The organism is Pseudomonas sp. (assembly GCF_050739935.1).
Taxonomy (GTDB): domain Bacteria; phylum Pseudomonadota; class Gammaproteobacteria; order Pseudomonadales; family Pseudomonadaceae; genus Aquipseudomonas.
On sequence record NZ_JBOICF010000128.1, the window covers coordinates 19,405 to 36,253 of the forward strand.

16 protein-coding genes are annotated in these 16,849 nt (G+C 60.8%); 9 read left to right on the forward strand and 7 right to left on the reverse strand.

Features of this window, described 5'->3' with window-relative positions:
- Position 1 precedes the first annotated feature (1 nt).
- Positions 2–1,138: an ABC transporter ATP-binding protein gene (locus ACRER8_RS25630; protein ID WP_431748965.1), complete on the reverse strand. Its 1,137-nt coding sequence runs from the start codon at positions 1,136–1,138 to the stop codon at positions 2–4.
- 138 nt (positions 1,139–1,276) lie between these two features.
- On the opposite strand from ACRER8_RS25630, the gene ACRER8_RS25635 reads away from it, so the two are divergent.
- From ACRER8_RS25635 to ACRER8_RS25660, 6 genes are all read left to right on the forward strand, one after another.
- The gene (locus ACRER8_RS25635; protein ID WP_431748966.1) at positions 1,277–2,308 is read left to right on the forward strand and encodes a zinc-dependent alcohol dehydrogenase; all 1,032 of its coding nucleotides are present in this window, start codon (positions 1,277–1,279) and stop codon (positions 2,306–2,308) included.
- Between the two features lie 78 nt (positions 2,309–2,386).
- Positions 2,387–3,733 carry an ABC transporter substrate-binding protein gene (locus ACRER8_RS25640; RefSeq protein ID WP_431748967.1) on the forward strand — a complete coding sequence of 449 codons (1,347 nt, stop codon included), beginning with the start codon at positions 2,387–2,389 and terminating at the stop codon, positions 3,731–3,733.
- 147 nt (positions 3,734–3,880) lie between these two features.
- Complete coding sequence (locus ACRER8_RS25645; protein WP_431748968.1) at positions 3,881–4,786, forward strand: carbohydrate ABC transporter permease; 906 nt, start codon at positions 3,881–3,883, stop codon at positions 4,784–4,786.
- 1 nt (position 4,787) lies between these two features.
- Positions 4,788–5,654 (forward strand): carbohydrate ABC transporter permease, encoded by an 867-nt coding sequence (locus ACRER8_RS25650; RefSeq protein WP_431748969.1) that lies wholly within the window; start codon positions 4,788–4,790, stop codon positions 5,652–5,654.
- A gap of 67 nt (positions 5,655–5,721) precedes the next feature.
- Entirely contained in the window at positions 5,722–6,702 is a 981-nt protein-coding gene (locus ACRER8_RS25655; protein ID WP_431748970.1) for a sugar-binding transcriptional regulator, read from the forward strand.
- Positions 6,703–6,737: 35 nt separating this feature from the next.
- The gene (locus tag ACRER8_RS25660) at positions 6,738–7,457 is read left to right on the forward strand and encodes an SDR family oxidoreductase (protein ID WP_431748971.1); all 720 of its coding nucleotides are present in this window, start codon (positions 6,738–6,740) and stop codon (positions 7,455–7,457) included.
- On the opposite strand, the gene ACRER8_RS25665 is transcribed toward ACRER8_RS25660, so the two are convergent.
- From ACRER8_RS25665 to ACRER8_RS25675, 3 genes are all read right to left on the reverse strand, one after another.
- A complete protein-coding gene (locus tag ACRER8_RS25665; protein WP_431748972.1) occupies positions 7,444–8,964 on the reverse strand; it encodes a xylulokinase in 1,521 nt (506 codons plus the stop codon). The genes ACRER8_RS25660 and ACRER8_RS25665 overlap by 14 nt on opposite strands.
- 185 nt (positions 8,965–9,149) lie before the next feature.
- A complete protein-coding gene (locus ACRER8_RS25670; protein WP_431748973.1) occupies positions 9,150–10,118 on the reverse strand; it encodes an XdhC family protein in 969 nt (322 codons plus the stop codon).
- Between the two features lie 470 nt (positions 10,119–10,588).
- The gene (locus tag ACRER8_RS25675; protein ID WP_431748974.1) at positions 10,589–11,047 is read right to left on the reverse strand and encodes an REP-associated tyrosine transposase; all 459 of its coding nucleotides are present in this window, start codon (positions 11,045–11,047) and stop codon (positions 10,589–10,591) included.
- A 528-nt stretch (positions 11,048–11,575) separates the two neighbouring features.
- On the opposite strand from ACRER8_RS25675, the gene ACRER8_RS25680 reads away from it, so the two are divergent.
- Positions 11,576–11,989 (forward strand): PaaI family thioesterase, encoded by a 414-nt coding sequence (locus tag ACRER8_RS25680; RefSeq protein ID WP_431748975.1) that lies wholly within the window; start codon positions 11,576–11,578, stop codon positions 11,987–11,989.
- A gap of 129 nt (positions 11,990–12,118) precedes the next feature.
- Entirely contained in the window at positions 12,119–12,652 is a 534-nt protein-coding gene (gene sodC, locus ACRER8_RS25685) for a superoxide dismutase [Cu-Zn] SodC (RefSeq protein ID WP_431748976.1), read from the forward strand.
- 85 nt (positions 12,653–12,737) lie between these two features.
- On the opposite strand, the gene ACRER8_RS25690 is transcribed toward sodC, so the two are convergent.
- From ACRER8_RS25690 to ACRER8_RS25700, 3 genes are all read right to left on the reverse strand, one after another.
- Positions 12,738–13,460, reverse strand: a complete 723-nt coding sequence (locus ACRER8_RS25690) for a dienelactone hydrolase family protein (RefSeq protein WP_431748977.1) — start codon at positions 13,458–13,460, stop codon at positions 12,738–12,740.
- A gap of 135 nt (positions 13,461–13,595) precedes the next feature.
- A complete protein-coding gene (locus tag ACRER8_RS25695) occupies positions 13,596–14,384 on the reverse strand; it encodes an SDR family oxidoreductase (RefSeq protein ID WP_431748978.1) in 789 nt (262 codons plus the stop codon).
- A 196-nt stretch (positions 14,385–14,580) separates the two neighbouring features.
- A complete protein-coding gene (locus ACRER8_RS25700; RefSeq protein WP_431748979.1) occupies positions 14,581–15,120 on the reverse strand; it encodes a sterol desaturase family protein in 540 nt (179 codons plus the stop codon).
- Positions 15,121–15,398: 278 nt separating this feature from the next.
- On the opposite strand from ACRER8_RS25700, the gene ppnN reads away from it, so the two are divergent.
- Positions 15,399–16,772: a nucleotide 5'-monophosphate nucleosidase PpnN gene (gene ppnN / locus ACRER8_RS25705; RefSeq protein ID WP_431748980.1), complete on the forward strand. Its 1,374-nt coding sequence runs from the start codon at positions 15,399–15,401 to the stop codon at positions 16,770–16,772.
- The last annotated feature ends 77 nt before the right edge of the window (positions 16,773–16,849 follow it).

Sequence of the window (16,849 nt, forward strand, 5' to 3'; positions counted from 1 at the left end):
TTTATGCAATGGACTGTCGCGCTTCCTCGGCAGCCAGCGCGGTGTAATGCACCTGATGCGTCAGCGCCTGTCCTTGCTCATCGAACAAATGACAACGACCGCCCGACACGCCGATCGACAACTGCTGCCCCGCTTTGACCGATGACATGCCGTCGCCCTTGATCATCAGATCACTGCCATCGTCGGTTTCGGCATGGGTGAAGGTCTCGCCGCCCAGATGCTCCACCACCAACGCCTTGGCCGGGATCTGCGCTTCGCCCTGCCCGCGTTCGGACAAGTGCTCGGGACGCAGGCCAAGGGTCAGCGCGTCGCCGGGTTTGACGCTCTCACCCTTTACCGGCACCAGCAGCCGACCGCCACCAGGCAGGATTACTTGCACGCCTTCGGCGCTGACAGCGGCGGCCGATACCTGTAGAAAACTCATCTGCGGCGATCCGATAAACCCTGCCACGAAGCGATTGCGCGGATGGTGATACAGCTCCAGAGGCGAACCAACCTGTTCGATGCAGCCCTTGTTGAGCACCACTATCTTGTCGGCCAGGGTCATGGCTTCGACCTGATCGTGGGTCACGTAAACCATTGTGGCTTGCAGGTCGGCGTGCAGCTTGGCGATCTCGATGCGCATCTGAACCCGCAGCGAGGCGTCAAGATTGGACAGCGGTTCGTCGAACAGAAAGACCTCCGGCTCATGGACGATCGCGCGTCCAATGGCTACCCGCTGCCGCTGCCCGCCGGACAAGGCCTTGGGCTTGCGATCGAGCAAGGGATCGAGCTGCAGAATGCGCGCGGCATTGCGCACCTTGGCTTCGATCTGGTCTTTGGGGGTTTTCTGCATTTTCAGGCCGAAGGCGATGTTGTCGTAGACCGACATGTGCGGGTACAGGGCGTAGGACTGGAACACCATGGCCACGCCGCGATCGGCCGGTTCCAGGTAGGTAACGTCCCGAGCGCCAATACGGATCTGGCCTTGGGTGATGCTTTCAAGCCCGGCAATGCAACGCAGCAAGGTCGACTTGCCGCAACCGGACGGGCCGACGAACACCACGAATTCACGGCTTTCGATACTCAGGTGGATGTCATGCAACACCTTGATCTCGCCATAGGCTTTCTCGACGCCACTCAAACTGAGCTCAGTCAAAATCGTGTCCCCTGAAATTATTGTTGTTTGGGTGCAAAACGTATTGGTAGCAATCCGGCAACGCAACTTGACATCAAAATATTTCGTCCTACGATCATTTGTAATTCTAAAAATACAAATGTCAAGGAGCGAACCGAAATGCGGGCTGCATACATCCATGGCATCCGCGACATCCGCATCGGTGAGAAACCGGTGCCGGTGCCGGTTGGCGACGAGGTCTTGTTGCGCGTCAGCGCCGTCGGGGTCTGCGGCAGTGATCTGCATTACTACAAGGAAGGCGCCATCGGTCATGCGCGCATCACCCAGCCTTTCATCGCTGGACATGAATTCGCCGCACGGGTGGTCGAGGACCAACCTGCCTTGGGCCTCAAGGCCGGGCAGTTGGTCGCAGTCGATCCGGCCAAGCCCTGCGGTCGATGCGAATGGTGTCATCGTGGCCATGTGAACCTCTGCCCCCATGTGCAATTTCTCGGCTCTCCTCCCCATACACACGGCGCGATGACCGAATACATCGTCGTGGCGCCGAGCCAGATCTACCCCGTTCCCGATCACTTCACGCCGGTGCAGGCGGTAATGCTGGAGCCCCTGGGCGTAGCGATTCACGCCATGGATCTGGCAGGCACGAAAAAACTCTTTGAAACCGTCGCCATCATCGGTTGCGGCCCGATCGGCCTGTGCCTGCTGCAACTGGCGCGGATGATGTGCAAGAAGGCCATTTACGCCATCGACCCGATCAACTATCGCACCGAGAAAGCCCGCCAATTGGGCGCCGATCAAGTGGCGGCCGACCACGCCGCGATTGCCGAATGGACGGATGGCCGAGGTGTCGATCTGGTGCTGGAAGCCACCAACTCACCACAAGGTTTTCAGATCGCCGCGCAATCGGCGCGGATCGGCGGTCGAGTGGTGCTGGTGGGCATTCCGGATGGCGACCAGTACACCTCACTCAGCGCTTCGTTGCTGCGGCGCAAAGGCCTGGACGTGCGCATGTCGCGACGCATGGGCCACGTCTACGACCGGGCGATAGATCTGGTCGCCCAAGGGATGGTGGATGTCGACTGTCTGGTCACCCATCGCTTTGATCTGCAAAAGGCCACAGAAGCCTTTAGCTATCCCTCGGATTTTCTCGATGGTGCGTTGAAGGCCGTCGTCTTACCCAATCCTGAATGAAACATCGCACTTCTCCACCCACGCGCACGAGCGCATATAACGCGTACCCCTCACCCACAACAATAAAGAGGTCACGTAATGAAAAAGTTGGTTTGGAATGCCCTGGCCCTATCGGTCGCGCTGGGTTCTGCCTTGGGGTCTGGCGCTGCCCAGGCCTGGACCCTGGAAGAAGCCGCCGCTCCCTATAAGGGCACCGAAATCAAGGCGATTTTCCTCGACCGCCCCGGCTATGCCGCGGCCATCAAGTTGCTCCCGGAGTTCGAGAAGAAGACCGGGATCAAGGTCAGCTACGAAATCATCCCCTACGAAAACAGCCGTGAGCGCGAGGTGCTGAGTTTTACCTCTGGTGAACAACTCGACGTGGTTTTGACTGACGTGGTGTGGATTGGTGAGTTCGCCGGTAATGGCTGGCTAGAACCAGTGTCCACGTTCACCAACGACGCCAAACTGGCGGACCCGGATCTGAAGCTGGACGGTTTTTTCCCGATCCTGCTCAAATCCTTTGGCGGCTGGGGTGACGAGACCTACGGTCTGCCGTTCGATAACTACTCGGGCCTGCTGTTCTATAACAAGTGCATGCTCAAGGATGCCGGTTTCGACCAGCCGCCGGCGACCTGGGATGAAGTGCTCAAGGTGTACGGGCCCAAGCTCACCGACAAGACCAAGGACCGCTATGCCTACGCGCTGCAATCGCGGCGTGGCGAGACGCAGTCGGCCGACAGTTTCATGCGTTTCCTCTGGCCGTTCGGAGGCTCGTTGCTGGATGCCAATTTCAAATCCAACCTGAATTCGAAAGCCTCGCAGGAGGGCCTGCAGTTTCGCCAGGACCTGATGAAGTTCATGCCGCCGGGCATCGTCGATTACGACCACAACGAGGCGGTCAACGCCCTCGCCCAGGGCAAGGTGGCGATGATCACCGAGTGGTCGGCGTTTTACAGCACCCTGGCCGATCCGACCAAATCGAAGATCACCGATTGCCTGGCCGTGGCTACCGAGCCCAAAGGCCCGGCAGGTCTGAAGCCTGCGTTGGGAGGGTTCTCGCTAGGGGTCAACTCCAAATCCGAGGACAAGCAGAAGGCCGCGGCGTGGCTGTTCATTCAGTGGGTGACCTCCGAAGCCATGGCCAATCCGTATCTTGAGGCCGGTGGCGTCAGTGGCCGGATGTCGGTGTACAAGGATCCCGAGGTGCAGAAGAAGTATCCGTTCGTGCAGCCGATGGTGACTTCGTGGGAAGGCGGCGTGCCGGACTATCGTCCACGCTTCCCGCAATGGCCGGAAATCTCCGAAGTAGTGGGCGAAAACGGCACCGCGATCATGCTCGGCAAAACCAGCGTAGAGGCCGGCGCCAAGGCGATCGGGACGAAGATGGAGGACATCCTGAAGAAAGCGGGTTACTACGATGGCAAGGTGAAACTCTTGAAATAACGCCGTGCCCGGTGGGAGCCGGGTTGCTGGCGAAAGCGGTGTCATTCGACCTTGCAGTGCCTGACACGGCCCTTTCGCCAGCAAGCCGGCTCCCACAAGGGATGTGTGCGGCGTCTGATGCCCATGTTCGACCCGAGACGTATAACAATGCCCAAAAACAAAAAACCGGTGTTCCCCACCCTATGGAACAACACCCGGGCCGCATTTTCCTTTCTTGCGCCAGCGACTGTCGCGCTGGCGTTGATCGGGATCTTTCCAACGGTCTTCGCGCTGGTCAATTCGTTCCGTCAGTACAACCTTGCACGGCCCAGGGACGCGACCCCCTTTATCGGTTTCGACAACTACCTCAATGTACTCAACGATGCCTCATTCTGGGCGGCGCTGGGGCGGACGGGGCTGTTTCTGGTCACCGTGGTGCCTATTCAACTGGCGCTGGGGCTGATTATCGCCTTGCTGTTGCACAAGCCGGGTCTGTCGGGGTTCAAGCTGCTGGCGCGCATGAGCCTGGTGATCCCGCTGGCTACTGCGCCCGCCGTGGCCGGGTTGATCGGGCGCCTGATCTTCAACCGTGATTTCGGTGTAGCCAACGCACTGTTGGCGCTGCTCGATACAGGCCCCGTGGAATGGCTGGGCGACACCACCAACGCGTTCATCGCCGTCGCCCTGATGGACATTTGGCAATGGACGCCGTTCTGCGCGCTGGTGCTGCTGGCCGGACTGACCATGGTGCCCAATGAAATCGAAGAGGCCGCGCGGCTGGAAACCCGCAGTCGCTGGCAGATCGTGCGTTACGTGCAACTGCCGTTCCTGCTGCCCAGCGCCACGGTGATCCTGATACTGCGCACCGCCGACATCCTCAAGATGTTCGACACCGTGTTCACCATGACCCGCGGCGGTCCGGGCGCGGCGACGGAACTGGTCAGCGTCTACATCCAGCGCATCGGCTTTCGCGTATTCGATCAGGGCGTGGCCTCGGCGCAGGCCATTCTGCTGCTGGTTCTGACCATCGTGCTGGCGCGCCTGTACATCAAATTCGTCTACCGGGAGATTTGACATGGCCACCGTTTCTGCCGCAAAAATCGTGGCCAGCCCTAAGCGGGTACGGCCACGGATGAAGGTCAACGCCTGGCATCTGGTGGGGTTGCTGGCGATTTTCCTGTTCGCGGTTTTCCCCTTTTACTGGATGGTCGCCACCAGTCTCAAGACCCAGGCCGAAGCACTGGCCTCGCCGCCCATCTGGGCGTTCACGCCGCATCTGGATAACTACGTCAAAGTGCTGTTCGAGCGCGACGTACTGCACAGCCTCGGCAATTCGCTGATCGTCGCGGTGTGCACCACGGTGCTGGCGGTGGGCCTGGGCACACCGGCGGCCTACGCCCTGGCGCGCTTCGAGTTCAAGGGCAAGGAGGACCTGTGGTTCTGGTTCATTACCAACCGGATGCTCAGCCCCATCGTCGTCGCATTGCCGATCTTTCTCATGGCCAGAAACCTGGGGCTGATCGACACCCATCTGGTGCTGATCCTGATCTACCTGACCTTCAACCTGCCGATCGTGGTGTGGATCTGCACCGACCAGTTTCGCGGCGTGCCCAAGGATCTGGACGAAGCCGCGCGGTTGTCGGGCGCGTCGCGCTTCACAATCTTCTGGCGCATCGCCCTGCCGCTGGCGATGCCGGGCGTCGCGGTGTCGGCGATCTTTTCGTTCATCTTTTCCTGGAACGAACTGCTCTACGCATTGGTGCTGACCCGCAACATCGCGCGCACGGCGCCGGTCACAGCCACCAGTTTCATGAGTGGCTACGACCTGCCCTGGGGCGAGATCATGGCCACCGGTACGCTGATCGTGTTCCCGGTGATCATTTTCGCGCTGATGGTTTCCAAGCATCTGGTACAAGGGCTGACAATGGGCGCCGTCAAATAGGCTAGCGGAAAATCGCCACGCCATTCGCCAGTCCCTTATTCAGTCGTGCCATGCCAAGGACACTGCCGTGCAGAATCGCTATCCGGAATTGACCGCCGACACCGAAATGGTGAACGCGGAGGATCAATTGAACATTCGTATCGCCTGGTACTACTACGTCAACAACATGACCCAGCAGCAGATCGCCGACCGCCTGGGCATCACGCGGCTGCGGGTCAACAAGGCGCTGGCCACCTGTCGCGAGACCGGGGTGGTGCAGATCCGCATCAACTCGCCTTTGGCATCGTGCATTGAACTGGAAGATCGGCTGCAGGAGCGCTTCGGACTTGAGCGCGTCACTGTGGTGCCGTCGCCGGACGACCCTTCGACCATCTTCCGTGTGCTGGGCGTCGGGGTTGCGCCGAGCATCGAAGAATACCTGGTCGATGGCTGCATCATTGCCGTAGGCTGGGGCCGGACGCTGCGTCAGGCAGTGCGCGAACTGCAAGGCCGTGCGCTGCCGAACATGACCGTATTGTCGCTGTTGGGAGGTCTGCATTACGGCTCGGCGAATAACACGGTAGAAATCGCTTCCGGCCTGGCGACGCTGTTCGGCGGCTCCTATTACTACCTCGCGGCCCCGCTGTTCGCCCCCTCCGAGCAGTACCGCGGCATGATCCTCGAAGAAGCCTCGGTGCAGGATGTGCTGGGCAAGGCGCGTCAGGCGGATCTGGCGCTACTGACCGTCGGAGACCTGAGCGAACGCTCGTTGATGCTCGAATTGGGGCTGGTCAATTCCGAGGACGCCCGCTCCCTGCGCGCTGCCGGTGCCGTGGGCGACCTGCTCGGGCGCTGGCTGGACCGTGACGGCATTGAGGTCAATCACCCGTTGAATCGACGGGCAATCTCACTGGACCCGGAAGACCTGCGCAAGATCAAGAAAGTCGTGCTGGTCTCCGGCGGCCCCTACAAGGCCGAGATTATCCGCGCCGTGCTGTTGCGCAACGTGGTGCATGAACTGGTGATCGACGAAAGCGCCGCCCTGGAATTGCTTGAGCAAGACCGCTGAAGCAACCCTATAAACAGCCCTCTGGAGCATCTGCCATGGCCACCCAAGACTTCATCGGCAAACGCATTCTGGTCACTGGAGCCGGCAAGGGCATTGGCCATGAAACCGTGCTATGGCTCACCCGTTGCGGCGCCGAGGTGATCGCGCTGGGTCGCAATCCGGCCGACCTCGCCTATTGCGCGCAAACCCTGGTGGTGGATCTTGCCGACGCCGACGCGACGCAAGCGGCCGTGGCGAGCATGCTGCCTATCGATCTGTTGGTGAACTGCGCGGGTGTGGTCGAGCTGGAGTCGTTTCTTGATACGTCGCTCGAGACGTTCGATCACTTGATGGCGGTCAACAGCCGCGCGCCAATGGTCGTGGCGCAAGTCGTCGCCCGGGACCTGATCGCTCGTGGCAAGCCGGGCGCAATCGTCAACGTTTCCAGCCTCGCGGCGGCAGTCGGCACCCGGGATCATCTGGCGTATTGCGCGTCGAAAGCGGCGCTGGACGCGATGACCCGGGTCATGGCCATTGAACTCGGGCCTCATGGGATTCGGGTCAACAGCGTCAATCCGGTGGTAACCCTGACCCCCATGGCCGAGAAGGCCTGGAGCGATCCGGTCAAGGCGGTGTCGATGCTGTCGCGCATTCCCCTCGGCCGCTTCGTTCAGCCCAGTGAAATCGCCTCGACCATCGCCTTCCTGCTCAGTGATGATGCGGCGATGATCAATGGCGTGACCCTGACCGTGGATGGTGGTTTCAGCGCCGGTTGAGCTGTGCGAGACGGGGGTAGAGATCGCGCAGCCGAGGATAAAGCTCGCTGTACAGCGCCAGCAGTTCCTGATGAAACGTACGTAATGCAGGATTGGGCACAAAGGTCTCGCCATCCTGAGTCATGGCTTGCGCGGCGCTGACAAAATCCGCATACCACCCCACACCGACCGCTGCGGCGATGCCCGCCCCCAGACTCGACGCCTCCTGGGTGATGGCGCGTATCACTGGCCGATCGGTAATGTCGGCGATGATCTGGCACCACAACCGGCTCGCAGCCCCGCCACCAATGGCAACGAACGTATTCACCGGCTCACCGGTCGCCTGCACCATGTGACGCGTCGCCACCGCCTGCTCCAGTGCGATGCCTTCGAGCACCGCCCGGTAGATTTCGGCCCGACCATGATCCGGTGACAGCCCCAGCAGACAGCCTCGCGCATCCTGATCCCAATACGGGTTCATCACGCCATTCCAGTACGGCAGCAGAATCAGACCGGCACTGCCGGGTGGCACGCGCGAGGCTTCGATCTCCAGGCGGATCAGACTGTCAGGCTGGGCGATCACGTCGATGTCGAAGAATTGCTTGAGCAGGCTATTGATCAGCAAGGTGCCGGACCGCAATGAGGTTTCCAGCACATAGCCTTGACGGTCGATTGCGCAGAGGGTGCGAAAAGCGCTATCGACCAGGGGCGTTGCCGAGTACACGCCGGAGACGATGGCGGTACCCAGATTCAAATAGGCGGTCCCGGCACTGACCACGCCGATACCCAGCCCTCCCGCCTGCCCGTCGCCACCCCCTGCGACAATCAGCGTCCCGGCGGGCAATCCGGTCAGGGCTTCGGCCTGCTTTGTCACAGTGCCCAATGCGGCACCGGGGGCTGACGTGGCGGGAAAACAATCAGCGCTCAGTGCGATAGGCAATGCGCCGAGCACATCTTCGGCCCAGCGCTGTTCATGGATATCGAATGCGCCGAGCGGATCGGCGCTCGCCCAACTGGTAACGAACTCGCCGGTCAACTTGCGCACCAGCCAGGCGTGAGGTTCGTAGACATGGCGGATCTGCTCGAACAGCTGGGGCTCGCCATCGGCCATCCACGCCAGGCTGTAAATGGCCGGAGCCCAGTCGTGGGGCTTACCGGTGATGCTGTGCAGGCGCTCATGCCCGACCCGCTGGCAGAGCGTGGCGACTTCATTCTTGCGACGTTCGTCTAGCCAGAGAATGGCCGGGCGCAGCAGACGATCCTGTGCATCGGTGACCGCCACGGTTTCGCGCTGATTGACGATCGACACGGCGGCGATGGTTCTGCCCTCGATCATCGGCATCAAGGCCTGCAACGCCTGTTGCGTGGCCCGCCACCAGTGTTTTGGGTCCTGTTCGTAAGCATTCGGCGCCGGACGGGACAGCGTCAACGGCGCTCGCGCCTGCGCCACCAGCCTGCCCCGCGCATCCCAGGCGATGGCCTTGCACGTGGTCGTGGAGAGATCGATGCCGATTACCAGTTCATGCATCCGCGCCCTGCTCCATCTCCGTCCGTGATCGCTGTGGAATTGAAGAGCAAGACTAGTCGAAATCCGGCGAAAGATCCCCGCCAGGCTCCTGCGAAGAAATCAAGCCGTGGCCCTCCCCTATGGGAGATGCGGGCGTTACCTTGAGGTGTGTCGATTCAGGCACGGAACCGAGCTTCAGTCGCCGCTCAGACATCCCGCCGATTCACCCCATTCCTCACCCGCACAATGTCCGCCAACACCGCCAGGGCAATCTCCGCAGGCGTCTTGCTGCCCAGTGCAAGGCCGATCGGCGCATGAATCCGCGCCAGGGTCTCGGCGCCCATCCCGGCAACGCGATGCAGGCGTTCCATACGCTTTTCGCTGGTCTTCTGCGAACCCATCACCCCGATGTAGAACGCAGGACTGAGCACCGCTTCCATCATGGTCAGATCGTCCAGCCGGGGATCGTGGGTCAGCGCCACCACCGCCGTTGCCTGATGACAGCCGCCCTCGGCGATGTAACGCGCCGGCAGAATGGGCTCCAGACGCACGTTATCGAGCCGCAGATCCTGCTGAAATTCCTCACGCGGCTCGCAGATGATCACCTCGAAATCCAGCGCCACGGCAAACTGCGCGCAGAACAGCGCCACGCTGGAAACACCGGCAATGATCAACCGCTGCGCCGGCCCGAATCGCACTCGCAGACGTTCGCCACAGCGCTCCACCCGCGGGCCGTCCTGGGTGTCTTCGAGCAAGTGCGCATCGGCGAACGGCAACTGCCACTGACGCACCAACCGCCCGCGTCCCAGCAGCGCCGATTCTAGGCGACGCAAGTGCTCAAGGTTGTGCGCATCGGCCTCAAGCCGCTCGACCAACACCTCCAGCACCCCACCACACGGCAGGCGAACCTGGGGCGCGTCACTGCCATCGCCGTAGCGCACCACAGCGACAGGCTCGGCGAATCCCCCCTCGGCCACGCGCTGCAGAAAATCGTCCTCGATACAGCCCCCGGACAACGACCCACAACTGGCGCCGTCGCCCTTGGCCACCAGTAACGCACCAGGCGGGCGCGGCGATGAGCCGAAGCTGGCGATGACGGTGCACAGCCACACCCGCTCCCCGCTACCGAGCCAATCCATCGCCTGTCGAATGACCTGAAGATCGAGCTGTTGCAAGACGTTTCACTCCTTTCATGAAGTGTCTTCTACATGAAAGGCAAGAACGGTGCCAGCGAGTAGCAGCATGTTGTCGCCGCAGCCCCATTGACGTCGCTGACGGACAAGCCGGCGTACCCCGCTGCGTTCCAAATGACAGACTCGATCGGTGCGGCCGGATTTTCGGCCAGACGCTATACCGCTGTGGGGGAGCGAATTCATTCGCGCGGGAGGCGAACAGGCTACGGATCTGCTGCGGCTGTACTGGCCTCTCGCGAATGAATTCGCTCCCACAGGGGATTTATCGTTGCACTGGGGGGCTTTGCGAAGATTCGAGACGGTCTGTTCAGCCCTCCACTGAATCCCTGCCCAGCACCGACCCAACCTGTGGGAGCGAATTCATTCGCGAGGCAGGCGAACAGGCTAAAAATCTGCTGCGGATGTACCGACGTCTCGCGAACGCTCCCACAGGAGTCAACAGGCAACATCAGCTAAAGCCAGACCGAATCCCATAGCGGGTAGTCGCCAAACCGTTCAACCAAACCTGCTCTTAGCGGATTGGCAACGATGTAGCGGGCCGCTTTGATCGGATCTTCGTCATAGCGCATGGCTCGATCATGAAAACCCTGTTGCCAGATCCGACCCTTCCGTTGGGTTATCCGATTGATCGAGATTGCGCTACTCGCCTTGACCTGCTTCACGAGCCGGTCGAGTGATCCGGTTTTTAACTCCAGAAGCCAGTGCAAGTGATCCGGCATCAGTACCCATGCCAGCGAAACCGCCAAACCTTCGTGTTCGGTACGACGCAATTGCTCCACCACCAGACGGCCCAAATGAAAACTGGAAAAAATCGGATGGCGTTTTTCAGTGGCAGTGGTGACCAAGTAAATCCTGCCTGGCTCGGAGAATCGCCCAGAGCGCAGGCAGCGGGAGTGAGGTGAAGTGGGCATCCGTGTCCTTCTTCTTTGCATATGGAAAAACTGAAAAATACCGCTATTGCAAAGACTCCGTACGGCGAGTCTTGGTCCAGATATATCAAAGTCAGACGTCACCGCCCTTGCGCGAATGAATTCGCTCCTACAGAAAATTTCTGGACAACTTAAAGGCTTTGTAATCATCCGAAACGGTCTCATTCGCGCCACCATCGAAGCCTCTGCCCGAACCTAACCAAACTGTAGGAGCGAATTCATCCGCGAGGCGGGGGAGCAGGCTACGGATTTGCTGCGGCTGTACTGGCCTCTCGCGAATGAATTCGCTCCCACAGGGGATTTATGGTTGCACTGGGGGCTTTGCGACGATTCGAGACGGTCTGATCAACCCTCCGCTGAGTCACTGCCCAGCACCGACCCAACTTGTGGGAGCGAATTCAATCGCGATGCGTCGGGTCAGGCGCCGGGGAGCCGCGATTCACAGCCTCTCGTTGACAACCGTCTCCCACTCATCAAGTCTTGCCCCACCGCACATGGCAGGAGCAGAAGATGGCGAGCAAAGAAGAAATCGCGGCGTTCATCGCCCATGAGTTTCCGCAAACTCGAATTGTCGTCGAGGAAGTGGGCGATCAGCGGGCGACAATCTCGCAGGTGGTCGATCATTCGGACTTGCGCCCCGGCGGCACGGTGTCCGGACCGACGTTGATGGCGGTGGCCGATGTCGCTTTATATGTGGCGGTGCTGGGGGTAATCGGTATCGTGCCGCTGACGGTTACCACCAGCCTGACGATCAATTTCTTGCGCAGACCCGAAGCCGGGCGCCGGATCATCGCCGATTGCCAGCTGATGAAAGTCGGCAAGACTCTGGCTATCGGTGAGGTGTCGCTGTACTCCGAAGGCCTGCCCGACGCAGTAGCGCATGTGGTCGGGACCTATGCCATCCCGCCTCAACACTTGCGCTGAACAGCGCCCGTCGAATACCGCGCCCCGAACCTAAATCTTCTGTAACACTCCAAACCGGGCAGCCCCCGAAAGCTGCGGGCCGTTCATCTACCCTGAACGTCGTTATCCCACAACTTCGATGGAACGCTTATGAAACCTTATCTCTGGCTCGGCCTTCTCGGCACGCTCTCCCTCGGCGCTGTTGCTGCTACCGCGCAGGCAGCCTCGCTCGATGTCCCGATCAATCTGGTCAGCGCCGACGGCGCGCCGCAGCCCATTGGTCAGATCACCATCAGCGAAACAGCCTATGGCCTGCTCTTCACCCCGAAACTGACGTCGCTGCCGGCAGGCGTGCATGGTTTTCACGTGCATGAAAACGGCAGTTGCGACGTCGGCACCAAGGACGGCAAAAAGGGCGCGGCGCTGGCCGCTGGCGGCCACTTCGACCCAGCCAAGACCGGCAAGCACCTGGGCCCCTACGCCGACGGCCACCTGGGTGACCTGCCGGCGATTTACGTGACCGCCCAGGGCGAAGCCGATTACCCGGTGCTGGCCCCTCGGCTGAAAAAGCTCTCCGAGATCAAAGGCCACGCGCTGATGATTCACGCAGGCGGCGATAACCACGCCGACATGCCGATGCCCCTGGGCGGTGGCGGTGATCGCGTAGCGTGCGGCGTGATCTGAACAACCGTGCTTCTAACGCAACCGGTGATGCCTGCACGGCATCATCGGTCTTTCGCAAGACAGGGGCTAGACGCACCCCCTGAAGTCAGCCCCACAACGTGCGGCCAAAAAACGTCAGCGTCCGGTCCCACGCCAGTTGCGCCCAGGCCGGGTCGTATTGGGTACCGGCAATCCGCCCATGGCCGACAGCGGTTTCGTTGGTGAACGCGTGATGCGCCAGATAGCGGTGAAACTCGATATTCACCCCGCCTTCGCTGAGTTTTTCTTCGAGTTTGTCGACGTTGTCGATCGGGAAGAACTCGTCCTGGGTCGCCCAGTGCGCCTGAACCGGAACCTTGATCGCCTTGGGATCGAGGTATTCCAGCGGCGGCATGCCGTAAAACACCACGCCCGCCGACAGCTCCGGAATGAAGTTCAACGCCAACAGCGTCAGCGCCCCGCCCATGCAGAAGCCGGTGACACCGACATTTTGCGTGTGGCCCTTGAGGTATTGCACTGCGCCGCGGATGTCCTGTGTCGCAGCATCGGCGAAGTCGAGTTTACTCATCAGGTGATGGGCCTCCTCCTCCTCGACAGTCGCCTCGCCGCGATACAGATCCGGCACCAGCGCCAAGTAACCCGCTGCGGCCAGGCGATCCGCTACGCCGCGAATCTGATCGTTGAGCCCCCACCACTCCTGAATCACCACGATCGCTGGCGCGCCTTCGGCCTTCGCCGGGCTTGCCAGATAACCGCTGATTTCCTTGCCGTCCGGGCGTTTGTAAGTGATGGTTTTGCCTGCCGCCGAGGGTGCTTTTGATTGCGTCACGTTGGTCTCCCAAACTATTGAAGAAGCGGTTTTTTGCTGGCCCGCGCGGTGTCCGACCAGCCTGGTCTCACCGTTCTACGACACTTGAACGGTGCTGAAAAGCGGCAGACATCGACAACGGCATGATAGACGCCATCAGAAGGTGCCCGGATATCCCCCGCCGTCGAGCAGGATGTTCTGACCGGTCATGAAGCCTGCGTGCTGACTGCACAAAAACGCACAGAACGCCCCGAACTCATCGGCGGTGCCAAAACGCTGGGCCGGAACCGCCTTACGCCGCTGGGCGGCTATGGTGTCCAGATCAAGACCATTCTTGTCTGCGGCCAGACTGAGGTTTTTCTGCAGGCGTTCGGTGTCGAACGGTCCGGGCAGCAGATTGTTGATGGTGACGTTACGGCCGACCAATTGTGGTTGTCGCGCCAAGCCTGCAATGAAACCGGTCAGGCCGCTGCGTGCACCGTTGGACAGGCCCAGGGTGTCGATGGGCGCCTTGACTGCCCCGGAGGTGATGTTGATCACGCGCCCGAAACCGCGCGCTGCCATGTCATCCACGCAGGCCTTGATCAGTTCAATGGGAGTCAGCATGTTGGCGTCCAGCGCCTTGATCCAGTCTTCGCGCTGCCAGTCGCGGAAGTCGCCGGGCGGCGGGCCACCGGCGTTATTGACCAGAATATCGACCTGCGGACAGGCCGCCAGTACCTGCTGGCGAACGTCGGGCTGGCTGATATCGCCGGTCACGGTACGCACCTCGATTTCCGGCGCCAGCGAACGGAGTTGCGCGGCAGCGGCCTGCAGCGCCTCATCGCCCCGGGCATTGATCACCAGATTGACGCCCTCTTTGGCCAGCGCCGTGGCGCAACCCAGTCCCAGCCCTTTGCTCGCTGCGCAGACAATCGCCCAGCGTCCCGACAATTCCAGATCCATGAAAAGACTCCTGTTCATTCGAAGATGAAAACTCAGGGGGCAAACTTAGCACCTTGGGAGCCAGCCCGCTGCTAACGAACCTCAGATCGCTTGCCGGCGGTGGCGGCCTGGAATCGCCAACGACAAGCCGGACTGCCATAGGATCGGGGTCTGCGGTTCAGCTGCTGGATGACAGGAGGCTCAGCGCGAATCTGGTTCAGCCGTTCTGCAGATCCGAATTGATCGGCGTGCCGCAAAGATCGTCGCGCGATGGCTCACGTTCGCGGCTCTGCTCGGCTTGATGCATCTCGCGCAGTTGTTTCTCCAGGGTCGCCAATGTGGGCGCATAGAGAAAACCAAATGACACACTGTTGCGCCGGCCTTTGATGGCGTGGTGCATGACGTGGGCGTGGTAGAGGCGTTGCAGGTAGCGATTGCGCGGCTTCGGGCGCAGGGGCCAGTGGCGATGGACGATGCCGTCGTGTACCAGAACGTAGATCAGGCCGAACGCCGCGACCCCCGCCCCTACCCATTGCAGCGGCTCATGCCCACTGTTGCCGGCCACGATCAGGCCGACAGCGACCAGGCCCAGCACCAGCAGGTAGATGTCGTTGGTTTCGAACGCACCCAGGTGTTCTTGGTGATGCGAGCGATGCAGGAACCAGCCCCAGCCGTGCATGACGTATTTGTGCGCAAGAAAACCGACACCCTCCATGGCGATCAGGGTGCAGAGGAAAATCGCGAAGTTGAAGATCATGGCGTTGAAAACATCGTGTCGAAGTGGTCGCGGGCGTCTTGGCGTCGACGTGCAGCATACCGGGGCGCGATGGAAAATCAAAAGTCACTGATCGAAGAGGTGCTGCTACGGGCCGGTCATGGGCCTGCCCGGGCAACGCTCAAAGATTTCACTCACAACGTTTGCTTTCCTGACCGAGCGATGTAAAAAATGGCCCATGGGTGGACGGTTATCTCGTCCACTGTACTAATGCCGGCGGTCGACAACGATTGGCCGGCATCGCTTTCAAGGAATTCAGAATGGCTCCAAGACATGTAATCAACGCTTCGGTCAGTCCAAAAGGTAGCCTGGAGACTCTGTCGCAACGTGAAGTACAACAGCTCAGCGCCGCAGGCTCGGGCAGTATTTACAACCTTTTCCGCCAGTGCGCCCTGGCCATCCTCAACACCGGCGCCCATGTCGACAATGCAAAGACCATCCTCGAAGCCTACAAGGACTTCGAAGTACGTATCCATCAACAAGATCGGGGTGTGCGCCTGGAGCTGCTGAATGCGCCGGCCGATGCCTTCGTCGACGGTGAAATGATCGCCAGCACCCGGGAAATGCTGTTCAGTGCCCTGCGCGACATCGTCTACACCGAGAGCGAACTCGATAGCCAGCGCATCGATCTCAGCTCGTCCCAGGGCATCACCGATTACGTCTTCCATCTGCTGCGCAACGCCCGCACCCTGCGTCCTGGCGTGGAGCCGAAGATGGTGGTGTGCTGGGGTGGCCACTCGATCAACACCGAGGAATACAAGTACACCAAGAAAGTCGGCCACGAACTGGGCCTGCGCAAGTTGGACATCTGCACCGGCTGCGGACCGGGCGTGATGAAGGGCCCGATGAAAGGCGCCACCATCGCCCATGCCAAGCAGCGCATCACCGGCGGGCGTTATCTTGGCCTGACTGAGCCGGGGATCATCGCTGCCGAAGCGCCGAACCCGATCGTCAACGAGCTGGTGATTCTGCCGGACATCGAAAAGCGTCTTGAAGCCTTCGTGCGTGTCGGTCACGGCATCATCATCTTCCCGGGCGGCGCCGGTACAGCCGAGGAATTCCTCTACCTGCTGGGCATTCTGATGCACCCGGACAATCAGGGCCTGCCGTTCCCGGTAATCCTGACCGGGCCGAAGAGCACCGCACCGTATCTGGAGCAACTCCACGCCTTCGTCAGCGCGACCCTGGGTGAACAAGCGCACAAGCATTACAAGATCGTCATCGACGATCCGGCCGAAGTGGCGCGCCAGATGACCGAAGGCCTGACCGCCGTGCGTCAGTTCCGCCGCGAACGCGCCGATGCTTTTCACTTCAACTGGCTGCTGAAGATCGAAGAGAGCTTCCAGCGCCCATTCGACCCGACCCACGCCAACATGGCCAGCCTGCAACTGCGCCGTGGCCTGCCGCCTCACGAATTGGCCGCGAACCTGCGCCGCGCGTTCTCCGGCATCGTCGCCGGCAACGTCAAGGACAAAGGCATCCGCTTGATCGAAGAGCACGGCCCGTACGAAATTCATGGCGACGCCGAAGTCATGAAGCCGCTGGACAAGTTGCTGCAGGCCTTTGTCGAGCAGCACCGGATGAAGCTGCCGGGCGGCGCGGCCTATGTGCCGTGTTACCGAGTGGTTTCCTGATAAACGCAGACCTGTAGGAGCCGGCTTGCTGGCGAACGGCGGTGTGTCAGCCAGTATCGATGTGTCTGATCCACCGG